At 68.2% G+C, this 15,752-nt stretch carries 9 protein-coding genes; 7 read left to right on the top strand and 2 right to left on the bottom strand.

The features are described 5' to 3' along the window. Window positions 1–532: 532 nt before the first annotated feature. The 7 genes from rpoB (at window position 533) to tuf (ending at window position 13,134) form a co-directional block, all read left to right on the top strand. Window positions 533–4,018 carry a DNA-directed RNA polymerase subunit beta gene (gene rpoB / locus JT723_RS12425; protein ID WP_205044589.1) on the top strand — a complete coding sequence of 1,162 codons (3,486 nt, stop codon included), beginning with the start codon at window positions 533–535 and terminating at the stop codon, window positions 4,016–4,018. Window positions 4,019–4,118: 100 nt separating this feature from the next. Beyond that, window positions 4,119–8,018, top strand: coding sequence for a DNA-directed RNA polymerase subunit beta' (locus JT723_RS12420; protein ID WP_205044588.1), 3,900 nt, complete (start codon window positions 4,119–4,121; stop codon window positions 8,016–8,018). A gap of 116 nt (window positions 8,019–8,134) precedes the next feature. Continuing rightward, a complete protein-coding gene (locus JT723_RS12415; protein ID WP_372441289.1) occupies window positions 8,135–8,566 on the top strand; it encodes a DUF1707 and DUF4190 domain-containing protein in 432 nt (143 codons plus the stop codon). A gap of 278 nt (window positions 8,567–8,844) precedes the next feature. Next, the gene (gene rpsL, locus JT723_RS12410; RefSeq protein ID WP_014144289.1) at window positions 8,845–9,216 is read left to right on the top strand and encodes a 30S ribosomal protein S12; all 372 of its coding nucleotides are present in this window, start codon (window positions 8,845–8,847) and stop codon (window positions 9,214–9,216) included. Window positions 9,217–9,218: 2 nt separating this feature from the next. Beyond that, complete coding sequence (rpsG, locus tag JT723_RS12405) at window positions 9,219–9,689, top strand: 30S ribosomal protein S7 (RefSeq protein WP_205044586.1); 471 nt, start codon at window positions 9,219–9,221, stop codon at window positions 9,687–9,689. 39 nt (window positions 9,690–9,728) lie between these two features. Next, window positions 9,729–11,858 (top strand): elongation factor G, encoded by a 2,130-nt coding sequence (fusA, locus tag JT723_RS12400; protein WP_205044585.1) that lies wholly within the window; start codon window positions 9,729–9,731, stop codon window positions 11,856–11,858. 82 nt (window positions 11,859–11,940) lie between these two features. Continuing rightward, the gene (gene tuf / locus JT723_RS12395) at window positions 11,941–13,134 is read left to right on the top strand and encodes an elongation factor Tu (protein ID WP_205044584.1); all 1,194 of its coding nucleotides are present in this window, start codon (window positions 11,941–11,943) and stop codon (window positions 13,132–13,134) included. Window positions 13,135–13,397: 263 nt separating this feature from the next. On the opposite strand, the gene JT723_RS12390 is transcribed toward tuf, so the two are convergent. Then, a complete protein-coding gene (locus JT723_RS12390) occupies window positions 13,398–15,023 on the bottom strand; it encodes a PIG-L family deacetylase (RefSeq protein WP_240165521.1) in 1,626 nt (541 codons plus the stop codon). Between the two features lie 255 nt (window positions 15,024–15,278). Then, complete coding sequence (locus tag JT723_RS12385) at window positions 15,279–15,746, bottom strand: GNAT family N-acetyltransferase (protein ID WP_205044582.1); 468 nt, start codon at window positions 15,744–15,746, stop codon at window positions 15,279–15,281. Window positions 15,747–15,752: the final 6 nt, after the last annotated feature.

Here is a 15,752-nt window from a genome sequence, read left to right as displayed (position 1 = left end):
GGCGCTGTCGTACCCGCCGGGTAGTGTGATCCCCTCCTGCTGGGAGCCGGCCGCCGGACGGGTCCCTGAGCGGGTCGCGGGCGGCCTCAGGGCAGGTCGGCGGGGCCGGGGCCTTGACGTACGGCACGCGGCGCGCAATTCTCAGGACGCGCCGCGGACTTCGGTCGGGGTCCGCAGACTTCGGTCGGGGTCGGATGCATGGATCGGCGCCGATGCGGGAATGCATGGCTATGCAGCAGGACGCAGCACGACGGCAGGGTTGACGGACGCGGTTCCAGGTTCCGAGGCTGGGACCCGCCAGACGGGCAGAGGGGGCGACGATTCGGTACTCCGAATCTCAGCTCTGGACATCAGTGTGCCAAGTGGCTACACTGACCCTTTGCGCTGCCTGTTAGCTGCTGCCTGGCCCGTCACCAGGAGCATGCCCACGTCTGAGCACTGCTGAAGAGGCCCGTCATCAGGGTTTTCTTCTGGTCCTCAGGGGCGGACCGGTACGCGCGTAGTGAGTCCGAGCCCTCGGAAGGACCCCCTCTTGGCCGCCTCGCGCAACGCCTCGACCACCAATTCGAACAACGGCGCAAGCACCGCTCCGCTGCGTATCTCCTTCGCGAAGATCCGTGAACCGCTCGAAGTTCCGAACCTCCTCGCGCTTCAGACCGAGAGCTTTGACTGGCTGCTCGGCAATGCCGCGTGGAAGGCTCGGGTCGAGGCGGCCCTGGACAGCGGGCAGGACGTCCCCAGGAAGTCCGGTCTGGAGGAGATCTTCGAGGAGATCTCCCCGATCGAGGACTTCTCCGGGTCGATGTCGCTCACTTTCCGTGACCACCGGTTCGAGCCGCCGAAGAACTCGCTCGACGAGTGCAAGGAGCGCGACTTCACCTACGGCGCCCCGCTCTTCGTCACCGCCGAGTTCACCAACAACGAGACCGGCGAGATCAAGTCCCAGACGGTCTTCATGGGCGACTTCCCGCTGATGACCAGCAAGGGCACCTTCTGCATCAACGGCACCGAGCGTGTCGTCGTCTCGCAGCTGGTCCGCTCGCCCGGCGTGTACTTCGACAGCTCCATCGACAAGACATCCGACAAGGACATCTTCTCGGCCAAGATCATCCCCTCCCGGGGTGCCTGGCTCGAGATGGAGATCGACAAGCGCGACATGGTCGGTGTCCGCATCGACCGCAAGCGCAAGCAGTCGGTCACGGTGCTGCTCAAGGCCCTCGGCTGGAGCACCGAGCAGATCCTGGAGGAGTTCGGCGAGTACGAGTCGATGCGCGCCACCCTGGAGAAGGACCACACCCAGGGCCAGGACGACGCACTGCTCGACATCTACCGCAAGCTGCGCCCGGGCGAGCCGCCGACCAAGGAGGCCGCCCAGACGCTGCTGGAGAACCTCTACTTCAACCCCAAGCGCTACGACCTGGCCAAGGTCGGCCGCTACAAGGTCAACAAGAAGCTCGGGGCCGACGAGCCGCTGGACGCCGGCGTGCTCACCACCGACGACATCCTCGCCACGATCAAGTACCTGGTGAAGCTGCACGCCGGTGAGACGGAGACGGTCGGCGAGTCCGGCCGGTCGATCATGGTCGAGACCGACGACATCGACCACTTCGGCAACCGCCGTATCCGCAACGTGGGCGAGCTGATCCAGAACCAGGTCCGTACGGGTCTCGCCCGTATGGAGCGCGTCGTGCGCGAGCGCATGACCACCCAGGACGTCGAGGCGATCACGCCGCAGACCCTGATCAACATCCGGCCGGTCGTCGCCTCCATCAAGGAGTTCTTCGGCACCAGCCAGCTGTCCCAGTTCATGGACCAGACGAACCCGCTGTCGGGCCTGACCCACAAGCGCCGGCTCAACGCGCTCGGCCCCGGTGGTCTGTCCCGTGAGCGGGCCGGCTTCGAGGTCCGCGACGTGCACCCGTCGCACTACGGCCGGATGTGCCCGATCGAGACGCCGGAAGGCCCGAACATCGGTCTGATCGGCTCGCTGGCCTCCTACGGCCGGGTCAACGCGTTCGGCTTCATCGAGACGCCGTACCGCAAGGTCGTCGAGGGCGTCGTCACCGACGACGTGGACTACCTGACCGCCGACGAGGAGGACCGCTTCGTCATCGCGCAGGCCAACGCGCCGCTGACCGAGGACCTGCGGTTCGCCGAGTCCCGCGTGCTGGTCCGCCGCCGCGGCGGCGAGATCGACTACATCCCCGGTGACGACGTCGACTACATGGACGTCTCGCCGCGCCAGATGGTGTCGGTCGCGACCGCGATGATCCCGTTCCTGGAGCACGACGACGCCAACCGCGCCCTGATGGGCGCGAACATGATGCGCCAGGCCGTGCCGCTGATCAAGGCCGAGGCGCCGCTGGTCGGCACCGGCATGGAGTACCGCTGCGCGGTCGACGCCGGCGACGTGATCAAGGCCGAGAAGGACGGTGTGGTCCAGGAGGTCTCCGCCGACTACGTCACGGTGACCAACGACGACGGTACGTACACCACCTACCGGGTCGCGAAGTTCTCCCGCTCCAACCAGGGCACCTCCTTCAACCAGAAGGTCGTCGTGGACGAGGGCGACCGGGTCGTCGTCGGCCAGGTGCTGGTCGACGGTCCGTCGACCGACGAGGGCGAGATGGCGCTCGGCAAGAACCTGCTGGTCGCGTTCATGCCGTGGGAGGGCCACAACTACGAGGACGCGATCATCCTGTCGCAGCGCCTCGTGCAGGACGACGTCCTGTCCTCGATCCACATCGAGGAGCACGAGGTCGACGCCCGTGACACCAAGCTCGGCCCGGAGGAGATCACCCGGGACATCCCGAACGTCTCCGAGGAGGTCCTCGCCGACCTCGACGAGCGCGGCATCATCCGGATCGGCGCCGACGTGGTCGCCGGCGACATCCTGGTCGGCAAGGTCACCCCGAAGGGCGAGACCGAGCTGACCCCGGAGGAGCGGCTGCTGCGCGCGATCTTCGGCGAGAAGGCCCGCGAGGTCCGCGACACCTCGCTGAAGGTCCCGCACGGCGAGGTCGGCAAGATCATCGGCGTCCGGGTCTTCGACCGCGAGGAGGGCGACGAGCTGCCCCCCGGTGTGAACCAGCTGGTGCGCGTGTACGTGGCGCAGAAGCGCAAGATCACCGACGGCGACAAGCTGGCCGGACGCCACGGCAACAAGGGCGTCATCTCCAAGATCCTCCCCGTCGAGGACATGCCGTTCCTGGAGGACGGCACGCCGGTCGACATCATCCTCAACCCGCTCGGCGTCCCGTCCCGGATGAACCCGGGGCAGGTGCTGGAGATCCACCTGGGCTGGCTGGCCAAGCAGGGCTGGGACGTCTCCGGTGTCGCCGACGAGTGGGCGCGCCGCCTGGAGGCGATCGACGCCCACCGGGTCGAGCCCGGGACGAACGTGGCGACGCCGGTCTTCGACGGCGCCCGGGAGGACGAGATCCGCGGACTGTTCGAGTCCACGGTCCCGAACCGCGACGGCGACCGCATGGTGCTGCCGTCCGGCAAGGCCCGGCTCTTCGACGGCCGCTCCGGCGAGCCGTTCCCCGAGCCGATCTCGATCGGCTACATGTACATCCTCAAGCTGCACCACCTGGTGGACGACAAGCTGCACGCCCGGTCCACCGGTCCGTACTCGATGATCACCCAGCAGCCGCTGGGTGGTAAGGCGCAGTTCGGCGGGCAGCGATTCGGCGAGATGGAGGTGTGGGCGCTGGAGGCGTACGGCGCCGCATACGCGCTCCAGGAACTGCTGACCATCAAGTCCGACGACGTTCTCGGCCGCGTGAAGGTCTACGAGGCCATCGTCAAGGGCGAGAACATCCCCGAGCCCGGCATTCCCGAGTCCTTCAAGGTGCTCATCAAGGAAATGCAGTCGCTGTGCCTCAACGTGGAGGTGCTGTCCTCGGACGGCATGTCCATCGAGATGCGCGACACCGACGAGGACGTGTTCCGCGCCGCGGAAGAGCTCGGCATCGACCTGTCCCGGCGCGAGCCGAGCAGCGTCGAAGAGGTCTGACGGGTTGCCGCCCGGACCCCTTTGGAAGGGGAGCCCGGGCGGCCCCCACGACCCGTTCAGACCATTTTGAGAATCAACCCTGAGAGGGATTGACGACACAGTGCTCGACGTCAACTTCTTCGACGAGCTGCGGATCGGCCTCGCCACCGCGGACGACATCCGGACCTGGTCGCACGGCGAAGTGAAGAAGCCGGAGACCATCAACTACCGCACCCTCAAGCCGGAAAAGGACGGGCTCTTCTGCGAGAAGATCTTCGGCCCCACCCGGGACTGGGAGTGCTACTGCGGCAAGTACAAGCGGGTTCGCTTCAAGGGCATCATCTGCGAGCGCTGCGGCGTCGAGGTCACTCGCGCCAAGGTGCGCCGTGAGCGGATGGGCCACATCGAGCTTGCCGCCCCGGTCACCCACATCTGGTACTTCAAGGGTGTCCCGTCGCGTCTGGGATACCTGCTCGACCTCGCCCCGAAGGACCTGGAGAAGGTCATCTACTTCGCGGCGTACATGATCACGTGGGTCGACGACGAGCGCCGCACCCGCGACCTGCCCTCCCTGGAGGCGCAGGTCTCGGTGGAGCGCCAGCAGGTCGAGCAGCGCCGTGACGCCGACGTCGAGGGCCGGCAGAAGAAGCTGGAGGCCGACCTCGGCGAGCTGGAGAACGAGGGCGCCAAGGCCGACGTCCGCCGCAAGGTCCGCGAGGGTGCCGAGCGCGAGATGAAGCAGCTGCGCGACCGCGCGCAGCGCGAGATCGACCGGCTCGACGAGGTGTGGGCGCGGTTCAAGAACCTCAAGGTCCAGGACCTGGAGGGCGATGAGCTGCTCTACCGCGAGCTGCGCGACCGCTTCGGCACGTACTTCCAGGGCTCGATGGGTGCCGCGGCGCTGCAGAAGCGCCTGGAGTCCTTCGACCTGGAGCAGGAGGCCGAGCGCCTCCGCGAGATCATCCGCACCGGCAAGGGCCAGAAGAAGACCCGTGCGCTCAAGCGCCTCAAGGTCGTCTCCGCCTTCCTGCAGACCACCAACAAGCCCAACGGCATGGTGCTGGACTGCGTCCCGGTGATCCCGCCGGACCTGCGTCCGATGGTGCAGCTGGACGGTGGCCGCTTCGCGACCTCCGACCTGAACGACCTGTACCGCCGGGTGATCAACCGCAACAACCGCCTGAAGCGGCTTCTCGACCTCGGCGCGCCCGAGATCATCGTGAACAACGAGAAGCGCATGCTCCAGGAGGCCGTGGACGCGCTCTTCGACAACGGCCGCCGCGGCCGCCCGGTCACCGGACCCGGCAACCGCCCGCTGAAGTCGCTGTCCGACATGCTCAAGGGCAAGCAGGGCCGCTTCCGGCAGAACCTGCTCGGCAAGCGCGTCGACTACTCCGCCCGTTCGGTGATCGTCGTCGGCCCGCAGCTCAAGCTGCACCAGTGCGGCCTGCCCAAGGCCATGGCGCTGGAGCTCTTCAAGCCGTTCGTGATGAAGCGCCTGGTGGACCTGAACCACGCGCAGAACATCAAGTCGGCCAAGCGCATGGTCGAGCGCGGCCGCACGGTCGTCTACGACGTGCTCGAAGAGGTCATCGCCGAGCACCCGGTGCTGCTGAACCGTGCGCCGACCCTGCACCGCCTGGGCATCCAGGCCTTCGAGCCGCAGCTGGTCGAGGGCAAGGCCATCCAGATCCACCCGCTGGTCTGCACCGCCTTCAACGCGGACTTCGACGGCGACCAGATGGCCGTGCACCTGCCGCTGTCCGCGGAGGCGCAGGCCGAGGCCCGCATCCTGATGCTGTCCTCGAACAACATCCTCAAGCCGGCCGACGGCCGCCCGGTCACCATGCCGACCCAGGACATGGTGCTCGGCCTGTTCTTCCTGACCACGGACTCCGAGGAGCGCGAGGTCAGGGGTGAGGGCCGGGCGTTCGGCGCCACCGCCGAGGCGATCATGGCGTTCGACAACCGCGAGCTGTCGATGCAGGCGCCGGTCGACATCCGCTTCCCGGTGGGCACCGTCCCGCCGCGCGGCTGGCTGCCGCCGGAGCCCGGCGAGGGCGAGCAGCCCTACCAGCTCGGCGACAGCTTCCGGCTGCGGACGACCCTGGGCCGTGCGCTCTTCAACGAGCTGCTGCCCGAGGACTACCCGTTCGTGGACTACGCGGTCGGCAAGAAGCAGCTCTCGGAGATCGTCAACGACCTCGCCGAGCGCTACCCGAAGGTCATCGTGGCGGCGACGCTCGACAACCTGAAGGCGGCGGGCTTCCACTGGGCGACCCGTTCCGGTGTCACCGTGGCCGTCACCGACATCGTGGTGCCGGAGGCGAAGAAGGGCATCATCGCGTCCTACGAGGCACAGGACGAGAAGGTCCAGAAGCAGTACGAGCGCGGTCTGATCACCAAGCAGGAGCGCTCGGACGAGCTGATCAACATCTGGACCAAGGCGACCAACGAGGTTGCCGCGGCGATGAACGCCAACTTCCCGAAGACCAACCCGATCTTCATGATGGTCGACTCGGGCGCCCGCGGAAACATGATGCAGATGCGTCAGATCGCGGGTATGCGCGGTCTGGTCTCGAACGCCAAGAACGAGACCATCCCGCGGCCGATCAAGGCGTCCTTCCGTGAGGGCCTGTCCGTGCTGGAGTACTTCATCTCCACCCACGGTGCCCGTAAGGGTCTGGCCGACACCGCGCTGCGTACCGCCGACTCGGGTTACCTGACCCGTCGTCTGGTGGACGTCTCGCAGGACGTGATCATCCGCGAGGAGGACTGCGGCACCGAGCGCGGTCTGAAGCTGCGGATCGCCGAGCGGGGCGCCGACGGTGTGCTGCGCAAGGCGGACGACGTCGAGACCAGCGTGTACGCGCGGATGCTCGCCGAGGACGTCGTGGTGGACGGCAAGGTCATCGCGCCGGCCAACGTGGACCTGGGCGACGTGCTGATCGACCAGCTCGTGCGGCACGGGGTCGAGGAGGTCAAGACCCGCTCGATCCTCACCTGCGAGTCGGCCGTCGGTACGTGCGCGTACTGCTACGGGCGGTCGCTGGCCACCGGCAAGCTGGTGGACATCGGCGAGGCGGTCGGCATCATCGCCGCCCAGTCGATCGGTGAGCCCGGCACCCAGCTGACGATGCGTACCTTCCACACCGGTGGTGTGGCGGGTGACGACATCACGCAGGGTCTGCCGCGTGTCGTCGAGCTGTTCGAGGCCCGTGTGCCCAAGGGTGTCGCCCCGATCTCCGAGGCGGCCGGCCGGGTGCGGATCGAGGAGACCGAGAAGACCAAGAAGCTCGTCGTCACCCCCGACGACGGCTCCGAGGAGCTGGCCTACCCGATCTCCAAGCGCGTCAAGCTGCAGGTGGGCGAGGGCGACCACGTCGAGGTCGGCCAGAAGCTCACCTACGGTGCGACCAACCCGCACGACGTGCTGCGGATCCTGGGCCAGCGCCAGGTGCAGATCCACCTGGTCGCCGAGGTGCAGAAGGTCTACAACTCGCAGGGTGTGTCGATCCACGACAAGCACATCGAGATCATCATCCGGCAGATGCTGCGCCGGGTGACGATCATCGAGTCCGGCGACGCCGAGCTGCTGCCCGGCGAGCTGGTCGAGCGCGGCCGGTTCGAGACCGAGAACCGGCGGGTCGTCTCCGAGGGCGGTCACCCGGCCTCGGGTCGTCCGCAGCTGATGGGTATCACCAAGGCGTCGCTGGCCACCGAGTCGTGGCTGTCGGCGGCGTCCTTCCAGGAGACCACCCGGGTGCTGACCGACGCGGCGATCCACGCCAAGTCGGACTCGCTGCTGGGCCTGAAGGAGAACGTCATCATCGGCAAGCTCATCCCGGCCGGTACGGGCCTGTCCCGCTACCGCAACATCCGGGTGGAGCCGACCGAGGAGGCCAAGGCCGCGATGTACTCGGCCGTCGGCTACGACGACATCGACTACAGCCCGTTCGGCTCCGGCTCCGGCCAGGCCGTCCCGCTGGAGGACTACGACTACGGCCCGTACAACGGCTGATCACCGGTCCGCCGGCAGGTACCAGGCACGTCACAGAGCGGTCGCTCCCTCGCGGAGCGGCCGCTCTGCGGCATCATGGAGGCATGCTGGCCGGGGATGCGGATCGGGAGAGAGCGGTGAACGTCCTCAAGGACGCGTTCACCGAGGGGCGGCTCACGCAGCCGGAGTACGAGGACCGGGTCGGCCGGGCCTACCAGTCGCGTACGTACGGTGAGTTGGACCAGGTCACCGCGGACATTCCGCCCCGGGTCGTGCCGCCGGCCTTCCTGCCGGCGGCCCCGCCGTACATGCCGATGCCGATGCCGGCGGTGCCGGAGACCAACGGGCAGGCGATCGGCTCGCTGGTGTGCGGGATATGCGCTCCGTTCACCGGGGGTCTGTCCGCGATTCCGGCGGTCGTGCTGGGCCACATGGCCAGGAACCGGATCCGTTACACGGGCCAGCAGGGCGAGGGCATGGCGGTGGCGGGGCTGGTGCTCGGCTATCTGACGCTCGCCGGGTTCGCTGCGCTGATCGTGCTGTTCGCGCTGTTCGCGACCGGCCCGTGAGGGGCGTCACCACGGCTGTGAGCTGGCGGAATCCAGCCCGTATGGATGTGTTTTGACCGCAGCCGATGCGGTAGGTAGGCTCTGACCTTGTGCCTGGGGTGTGCCCGGGTTCTCGCGCGTGCCATGTGACCGGGCGAGGGCACCGAGGCCGCGACACCCGAACATGCATGTCCCCTTTCTTGCGATCGGGGACGTGCGGGGTCCGCGACACACCCGACCGCGTGGGTCGGTCCCCAGGTTAGATTTATCGAGATCGGCACACAGAAACCGGAGAAACGGTGCCTACGATCCAGCAGCTGGTCCGAAAGGGCCGGCAGGACAAGGTCGAGAAGAACAAGACGCCCGCGCTGAAGGGTTCCCCCCAGCGTCGTGGCGTCTGCACGCGTGTGTACACGACCACCCCGAAGAAGCCGAACTCGGCCCTGCGCAAGGTCGCCCGTGTGCGCCTTACCAGTGGTATCGAGGTCACCGCTTACATCCCGGGCGAGGGCCACAACCTGCAGGAGCACTCGATCGTGCTCGTGCGTGGCGGTCGTGTGAAGGACCTGCCGGGTGTTCGCTACAAGATCATCCGTGGCTCCCTCGACACGCAGGGCGTCAAGAACCGTAAGCAGGCTCGCAGCCGCTACGGCGCCAAGAAGGAGAAGTAAGAATGCCTCGTAAGGGCCCCGCCCCGAAGCGCCCGGTCATCGTCGACCCGGTTTACGGCTCCCCGCTGGTGACGTCCCTCGTCAACAAGATCCTCCTGCACGGGAAGCGCTCCACCGCCGAGCGCATCGTGTACGGCGCTCTGGAAGGCGTGCGCGAGAAGGCCGGCGCCGACCCGGTCATCACGCTCAAGCGCGCTCTGGAGAACATCAAGCCGACGCTTGAGGTCAAGTCCCGCCGCGTCGGCGGCGCGACCTACCAGGTGCCGGTCGAGGTCCGTCCGGGCCGCCAGAACACGCTGGCGCTGCGCTGGATGGTCGGGTACTCCCGCGCCCGCCGCGAGAAGACCATGACCGAGCGGCTGATGAACGAGATCCTCGACGCCAGCAATGGCCTCGGCGCCTCCGTGAAGCGCCGCGAGGACACGCACAAGATGGCCGAGTCCAACAAGGCCTTCGCGCACTACCGCTGGTAGTCACCACCCCCATCGAGAACCGAGAGAAGACTGAGCCACATGGCCACCACTTCGCTTGACCTGGCCAGGGTCCGCAACATCGGGATCATGGCCCACATCGACGCGGGCAAGACGACGACCACCGAGCGGATCCTGTTCTACACCGGTGTCTCCTACAAGATCGGTGAAGTCCACGACGGCGCTGCCACGATGGACTGGATGGAGCAGGAGCAGGAGCGCGGCATCACCATCACGTCGGCCGCGACGACCTGTCACTGGCCCCTCGACGACGTCGACCACACCATCAACATCATCGACACCCCCGGTCACGTGGACTTCACGGTCGAGGTGGAGCGTTCGCTCCGCGTCCTCGACGGTGCCGTCACCGTGTTCGACGGTGTCGCCGGTGTGGAGCCGCAGTCCGAGACGGTGTGGCGCCAGGCCGACCGCTACGGCGTGCCCCGTATCTGCTTCGTCAACAAGCTGGACCGCACCGGCGCGGAGTTCCACCGCTGCGTCGACATGATCGTGGACCGCCTCGGTGCGGTGCCGCTGGTCATGCAGCTGCCCATCGGCGCCGAGGCCGACTTCAAGGGTGTCGTCGACCTCGTCCAGATGAAGGCGCTGGTCTGGTCCCTCGAAGCGACCAAGGGCGAGATGTACGACGTCGTCGACATCCCGGCCACGCACACCGAGGCGGCCGAGGAGTGGCGCGGCAAGCTGCTCGAGGCTGTCGCCGAGAACGACGACGAGATGATGGAGCTGTACCTGGAGGGCCAGGAGCCCAGCCAGGAGCAGCTGATCGCGGCGATCCGCCGGATCACCCTGGCGTCCAAGGGCGGCAAGGACTCCGTCACCGTCACCCCGGTGTTCTGCGGCACCGCGTTCAAGAACAAGGGCGTCCAGCCCCTGCTCGACGCGGTCGTGCGCTACCTCCCCTCGCCGCTGGACGTCGAGGCCATCGAGGGCCACGCCGTCGGCAACGCCGAGGAGATCGTCAAGCGCCGCCCGTCGGACGACGAGCCCTTCTCCGGCCTGGCGTTCAAGATCATGAGCGACCCGCACCTGGGCAAGCTCACCTTCGTCCGGGTCTACTCGGGCCGCCTGGAGTCCGGTTCAGCGGTGCTGAACTCGGTGAAGGGCAAGAAGGAGCGCATCGGCAAGATCTACCGCATGCACGCGAACAAGCGTGAGGAGATCGAGTCGGTGGGCGCCGGCGACATCATCGCCGTCATGGGCCTGAAGCAGACCACCACCGGTGAGACGCTGTGCGACGACAAGGCCCCGGTGATCCTGGAGTCCATGGACTTCCCGGCACCGGTCATCCAGGTCGCCATCGAGCCCAAGTCCAAGGGCGACCAGGAGAAGCTGGGTGTCGCCATCCAGCGGCTCTCGGAGGAGGACCCCTCCTTCCAGGTCCACTCGGACGAGGAGACCGGCCAGACCATCATCGGCGGCATGGGCGAACTGCACCTCGAGGTGCTGGTCGACCGGATGCGCCGGGAGTTCCGGGTCGAGGCCAACGTCGGCAAGCCGCAGGTCGCGTACCGCGAGACCATCCGCAAGGCGGTCGAGCGCATCGACTACACCCACAAGAAGCAGACCGGTGGTACCGGTCAGTTCGCCAAGGTGCAGATCATGCTGGAGCCGCTGGAAGGCGGCGACGCGACCTACGAGTTCGTCAACAAGGTCACCGGTGGCCGCATCCCCCGCGAGTACATCCCGTCGGTGGACGCCGGTGCGCAGGAGGCCATGAAGTTCGGCATCCTGGCCGGCTACGAGATGGTGGGCGTCCGCGTCACCCTTCTCGACGGCGGCTACCACGAGGTCGACTCCTCCGAGCTGGCGTTCAAGATCGCCGGTTCGCAGGCGTTCAAGGAGGGTGCCCGCAAGGCGAGCCCCGTGCTCCTCGAACCGATGATGGCCGTCGAGGTCACCACGCCCGAGGACTACATGGGTGACGTCATCGGCGACCTCAACTCCCGCCGTGGCCAGATCCAGGCCATGGAGGAGCGCAGCGGTGCCCGGGTCGTCAAGGGCCTGGTTCCGCTGTCGGAGATGTTCGGCTACGTCGGTGACCTGCGGTCCAAGACCTCGGGCCGGGCCAGCTACTCCATGCAGTTCGACTCCTACGCCGAGGTTCCGCGGAACGTCGCCGAGGAGATCATCGCGAAGGCCAAGGGCGAATAACCCGCCGTAGGCTTGCGTTCCAGCAAAGATCACCTGGCGCCGATGAAGCAAGGCGTACAGATCCACCCCCAGGAGGAACCCAGTGGCGAAGGCGAAGTTCGAGCGGACTAAGCCGCACGTCAACATCGGCACCATCGGTCACATCGACCACGGTAAGACGACCCTTACCGCGGCGATCACCAAGGTGCTGCACGACGCGTACCCGGACCTGAACGAGGCCTCGGCCTTCGACCAGATCGACAAGGCTCCTGAGGAGCGCCAGCGCGGTATCACCATCTCCATCGCGCACGTCGAGTACCAGACCGAGCAGCGTCACTACGCCCACGTCGACTGCCCCGGTCACGCGGACTACATCAAGAACATGATCACCGGTGCCGCCCAGATGGACGGCGCGATCCTGGTGGTCGCCGCGACCGACGGCCCGATGCCGCAGACCAAGGAGCACGTGCTCCTGGCCCGCCAGGTCGGCGTTCCGTACATCGTCGTCGCCCTGAACAAGGCCGACATGGTGGACGACGAGGAGATCCTGGAGCTCGTCGAGCTCGAGGTCCGCGAGCTGCTCTCCGAGTACGAGTTCCCGGGTGACGACCTTCCGGTCGTCCGGGTCTCGGCGCTCAAGGCGCTCGAGGGCGACAAGGAGTGGGGCGAGAAGCTGCTCGGCCTCATGCAGGCCGTCGACGAGGCGATCCCGACCCCCGAGCGTGACGTCGACAAGCCGTTCCTGATGCCGATCGAGGACGTCTTCACGATCACCGGTCGTGGCACCGTCGTCACCGGTCGTATCGAGCGCGGCATCCTCAAGGTCAACGAGACCGTCGACATCATCGGCATCAAGACCGAGAAGACCACCACCACGGTCACCGGTATCGAGATGTTCCGCAAGCTGCTCGACGAGGGCCAGGCCGGTGAGAACGTCGGTCTGCTGCTCCGCGGCATCAAGCGCGAGGATGTCGAGCGCGGCCAGGTCATCATCAAGCCCGGTTCGGTCACGCCGCACACCGAGTTCGAGGCCCAGGCCTACATCCTGTCGAAGGACGAGGGTGGTCGTCACACCCCGTTCTTCAACAACTACCGTCCGCAGTTCTACTTCCGGACCACCGACGTGACCGGCGTCGTGACCCTCCCCGAGGGCACCGAGATGGTCATGCCGGGCGACAACACCGCCATGAGCGTCGCGCTGATCCAGCCGATCGCCATGGAGGAGGGCCTGAAGTTCGCCATCCGCGAGGGTGGCCGCACTGTGGGCGCCGGCCAGGTCACGAAGATCAACAAGTGACGCTGCGCTGAGCTTGACGCGAAAGGTCCCGCACCGCTTTCGGGTGGTGCGGGACCTTTCCCGTTCCCCCGGGAAGCGGGCGCCCTTCCGCGGGCCGCGGCGGCTGTACGGCTCCCCTTCGGTAAGGGGGCAACCATCAGGGGCGCGGGGAACTGCGCGCTCAGCCCACCACCGGCCGGTGGTCCGGCGCGGACCGAACAGCCCCTTTCGGACGGTGGCGACCTGCAGCCGGTCGACGGCTGGTCGCGCAGTTCCCCGCGCCCCTAAGTGCGTACCGTCTCCCGCAAGGTGGCCGCCGAGGCCGGACGGTGGTAGGTCAGGGTGATGGCGCCGTCAGGCGCAAGTGCGGCCGAGGGGACGTCGGCGGGGCAGGGCAGGCCGGCCGGCGGGCGGAAGGTGACGGGGGCGAAGGGCAAGGCCTGAGCCCAGTGGTGGACGGTGTCGCGGCCGGCCGCGAAGACGTGGATACGCCCCTGCGCGTCGGTGAGGACGGCGAGACCCTCCTGGACCTCGGAGCCCCCGAGGTCGGCCCACGGCCCCCACGTACCGCGGGGCTCACGCACCCGGGTGCTGAGCCCCTTGTCCGCGTTCCGCACGAACACGTGCACCCGCCCGTCGGCTGTGCGGACGGCGGTCGGCGGGCCGACCCGCCGGCTCCGGTTGTCGGAGTGCTCGGGTGTGCCGAGCGAGGTCCAGCGCCCTGAGCCGTCGCGTACGCCCTCGCGTACGACGATCTCGCGCGCGTTGCGCCCGCCGTGCCCTTCGAGCGCGGCGAACCGCAGCCCGAACACCAGCGTCCCGCCGCCGGGCACGGCCACGCAGGCCAGTTTCGGGGCGAGCGGCCCGCCGCCCAGGTCCTTCGCGGGACCCCAGCGCCCGCTGCCGGGCGCGGTCTCCGTGCGTACGGCCGCGTTCAGGCCGAGCACCTCGTAGGCGGTGCGGGGAGCCCCGGCCGCCGCGGCGGGGACGACGACCTGCCCGGCACCCGGGTAGCGCGGGTGGGTCGAGCGGATCCAGCCCTTGCGGTTGGTGAGCGGCTGGTTGCGGCCCTGCCCGTAGTCGCCGCAGCCGCCGGGGTCGCCGCAGGACCAGTCGGGGTCGCCGCCGTACTGGAACATGAAGCGGCCCTTGAGCGCGACGGTCGCGGGCGGCAGGTTGAAGGGCCAGCGCTGGTTGTAGTAGCCGCGGTAGGCCGCGGTGGTGAAGCCGCGCCCGCCGGCGGCGGCCCAGCGGGCGAGCGCCTTCCACGCGAAGAGCGCGACCGGCGTGTGGTCGCGGTGGTCGGAGTAGCCGAACTGGTCGCTGTCCCTGGGGTGCTGCTTGTCGTGGACCTGGATGTCCGGGTCCGGGTCGAGGGTGCGCACATGCGTCGGCGCGTACCGCTTGAACAGCGCGACCAGGACGTCGACGAGCTTGTCGTGGCTGTACGTGCCGGGCGCGTCGGCGGGGGCCGGGCTGTCCTCGGCGGCCACGTACGGCAGCGTCGTCCCGGGTGTCGACCACAGCATCTGCATGCTGGCGGTCTGGCTCAGCTCGTGCATCGACACCTGGAGGAAGACCAGGCTGGCGCGGCGGGCGCCGCTGCCGAGCGAGTCGATCTGCGCGTGCATCCCGCCGGGCAGGTCGAGGACCTCGCTGTTCCAGCGGGTGAAGTGCGGCAGCCCGAGCATCGTGGCGTAGGCCTGCCGCAGGCCCTGGTGCCGGGCCGCCGAGTAGGCCGCCTGGTCGGCGTGGTGGTGCCGGTGCGAGCCGCCCGGCGGGGTGTTCCAGCCGCGGGACTCGCCGGCGGTGACGTACACCGACACCACCGGCGTACCCGCCTGGAGGTCGTGCAGCGTGTCCGGGTTCATGAAGTACAGGTCGTCGTCCGGGTGCGCGAGCACCTGCATGACCAATGCGCCCGACTCCCTGCGGTACGGCCCCGCGACGGGGGCGGGTGCGACCTTGACGGCCGCTTGGTGCGTGCCCCCGCGGCAGCCTGCCGCCACCAGTCCCACGGCCCCCGCGACCCCGGCCAACGCGGCCCGCCGCGTGGGGGGTTGTCCATGATTCGCCCTCATACCCGGCTTGAGCCGGGCCGCGCCGGAGGGGTTCCTTCCCGGACGTGTGATCTGTCCGACGTGCTCCCGCGGCGGGCCCGGGCGTCAGGTCAGCGTCAGGCTGACCTCGTCGATCTCGGCGGCGCGGGACTCCGCGAAGATCGTGTCGCGGCCGGTGAGGACGAAGCCGCACTTCTGCAGGACCCGGATGGAGCCGGTGTTGTCGGCCGCAGCGTGGGCGAAGAGGGGGCGGGTGGGGTCGAGGCCGATCAGCTCGGTCAGCGCGGCGGTGGCGATGCCGCGGCCCCAGTGGGGGCGGGCGATCCAGTACGTGACCCCGCGCTCGTCCGGCGGCCCGAAGACGGCTGCCTGGCCGACGACCTCCCCGTCGGCCAGGACGGTGCGGGGCAGCACCTCGGGGTCGGCGAGGATGCGCGCGAAGTGGGCGTCGAAGAGGGCGCGGTCGTAGTGGTAGGGGCGGGTGACGGCGGCCACGTGCTGGGCGACCGGGTCCGAGAAGTGCTCCCAGAAGACCGGCAGGTCGCTGTCGCGGATCTCGCGGAGTTCGATCATTTCCGG

Origin of the sequence: Actinacidiphila bryophytorum (assembly GCF_016916835.1) — a bacterium.
GTDB lineage: Bacteria > Actinomycetota > Actinomycetes > Streptomycetales > Streptomycetaceae > Actinacidiphila > Actinacidiphila bryophytorum.
The sequence above is the reverse complement of the archived record's forward strand: the minus strand, read 5'-3'. Positions and strand labels throughout refer to the sequence as shown.

Coding starts and splice junctions, on each gene's coding strand:
- JT723_RS12390 (WP_240165521.1), bottom strand. CDS start 15,023: ATGCAGGTGCTCGCGCACCCGGACGACGACCTGTACTTCATGAACCCG.
- JT723_RS12385 (WP_205044582.1), bottom strand. CDS start 15,746: ATGATCGAACTCCGCGAGATCCGCGACAGCGACCTGCCGGTCTTCTGG.
- fusA (WP_205044585.1), top strand. CDS start 9,729: ATGGCCACCACTTCGCTTGACCTGGCCAGGGTCCGCAACATCGGGATC.
- rpsG (WP_205044586.1), top strand. CDS start 9,219: ATGCCTCGTAAGGGCCCCGCCCCGAAGCGCCCGGTCATCGTCGACCCG.